Source organism: Pseudomonas sp. NY15372 (assembly GCF_048068215.1).
Lineage (GTDB): Bacteria > Pseudomonadota > Gammaproteobacteria > Pseudomonadales > Pseudomonadaceae > Aquipseudomonas > Aquipseudomonas guariconensis_A.
The window spans coordinates 1-1,919 of the sequence record NZ_JBLUPY010000074.1 but is presented as its reverse complement, the minus strand read 5'-3'; the positions used below and the strand labels follow the sequence as shown (position 1 = coordinate 1,919).

Below are 1,919 nucleotides of genomic sequence, written 5' to 3'. Positions count from 1 at the left end.
GTGCGCCAGGCATGGCGCGTTGCGCGCAAGCGCAACCTGCTTGGCTGTGGTGGTCGAGTGGGTGACTTGGAGGTGAAAGTCCTCTACACACCCGGCAAGGGGAAGTGTTAGCCAGAGGCAAGGGTGTCGTGGGCGACTACGAATCTGAAGGAAGCCCGAGGCAAAATGCTGGTCTGACGTACAGGAAGCGGATTAGGCGGCGCAGCGGGGTAAGACGGCTATGATCGTCAAAGCCCAATACTTGCACGGAACGCTGTGACGTAGATCCGACAGGCATAAGCAGGAAGGTCACGCGAATTACCCTGGGAGATCTGCACGTTTGCCCTGTGCTACCGAGCGTCGAGAGGCGACGGAATGAGCGTGCAGAAGTCAGCCGAAGCCGTAGTAAGTGGCAGTTAACCGCGCCACCAAGGGCCGAACAGGTTATGCCGCTAGTAGGTGTCACTGTCTCGTTGGTAGCCGTAATGCAGAAATTTCCCACAGCGGAAACTGTCACTCTGAGTCCAGGCCAGAAGCCAAGGATGACGCCTGACAGCGCAAAGGTGCCGGCGGCGTCAGCGACGTGGACGAACGCGGAGCCGGACACGCTGATGGAGCGGGTGCTTGCACCGGACAACCTCAGGCGTGCGTATCGACGCGTAGTCAGCAACAAGGGCGCACCAGGTGCCGATGGCATGACGGTCGCCGACTTGGCAGGCTACGTGAAACAGTATTGGCCAACCCTCAAAGCCAGGTTGCTGGCCGGTGAGTACCATCCTCAGGCAGTGCGGGCGGTCGAAATTCCCAAGCCGCAGGGCGGCACCCGGCAACTGGGAATCCCCAGTGTCGTGGATCGCCTGCTTCAGCAAGCACTGCTGCAACAGCTCACGCCAATCTTTGATCCGCTGTTTTCGGACTACAGCTACGGCTTTCGTCCGGGCAGGAGCGCCCATCAAGCCATAGAAATGGCCCGAGCCCATGTGGCGGCAGGCCATCGCTGGTGTGTGGAGCTTGATCTGGAGAAATTCTTTGATCGGGTCAACCACGACATCCTGATGGCTTGTCTGCAGCGCCGGATCGAAGACAAACGAGTACTCAGACTAATCCGCCGCTATCTCGAGGCCGGGATCATGTCGGACGGTGTCGTCAGCCCACGGCAGGAGGGAACGCCGCAAGGCGGCCCACTTTCGCCGTTGCTGTCGAACATCCTGCTCGACGAACTCGACCGCGAGCTGGAGCGACGAGATCATCGCTTCGTCCGTTATGCCGATGACGCAAACATCTATGTGCGCAGTCCTCGCGCAGGCGAACGAACGATGAGCAGCGTTGAGCGCTTCCTGAATCAGCGCCTGAAACTGACGGTGAATCGTAAGAAGAGCCGAGTCGCAGGGGTTTGGAAGTGTGACTACTTGGGCTATGGCATGAGCGGGCACCGGCAACCGAGGTTGCGCGTGGCAGCGATGAGCCTAGGTCGCGTGCGCGCCCGGCTAAGCGAACTGCTACATGGCGCGCGGGGGCGCAAGATGGCGAGCGTCATCGAGCGGATAAACCCCGTGTTACGAGGTTGGGCGAACTACTTCAAGCTCAGCCAGAGCAAGCGGCCGCTTGAGGAGCTGGATGGTTGGATCAGGCACAAACTCCGCTGTGCCATTTGGCGTCAATGGAAGCGGCCCTCCACGAGGGCGCGCAACCTGATACGTCTGGGGTTAGGCGAGGAGCGGGCTTGCAAATCAGCCTTCAATGGCCGAGGCCCATGGTGGAACTCCGGAGCGCCACACATGAATCAGGCGTTGCCGAAGAAACTATGGGATCAACTCGGACTGGTCTCGATACTCGATACGATCAACAGGCTTAGCCGCATAACCTGAACCGCCGTGTACGGAACCGTACGCACGGTGGTGTGAGAGGACGACGGGTGAGAGCCCGTCTCCTACTCGATC

At 59.9% G+C, this 1,919-nt stretch carries 1 protein-coding gene; it reads left to right on the top strand.

The features are described 5' to 3' along the window. Positions 1 to 425: 425 nt before the first annotated feature. On the top strand, positions 426 to 1,847 hold the full coding sequence (gene ltrA, locus ACNFG0_RS22790) for a group II intron reverse transcriptase/maturase (protein WP_416766515.1): 1,422 nt from the start codon (positions 426 to 428) through the stop codon (positions 1,845 to 1,847). Positions 1,848 to 1,919 lie beyond the last annotated feature (72 nt).

Bases quoted from the DNA above. Each gene is read 5' to 3' on its own strand.
- ltrA (WP_416766515.1), top strand. From the start codon at position 426: ATGCCGCTAGTAGGTGTCACTGTCTCGTTGGTAGCCGTAATGCAGAAA.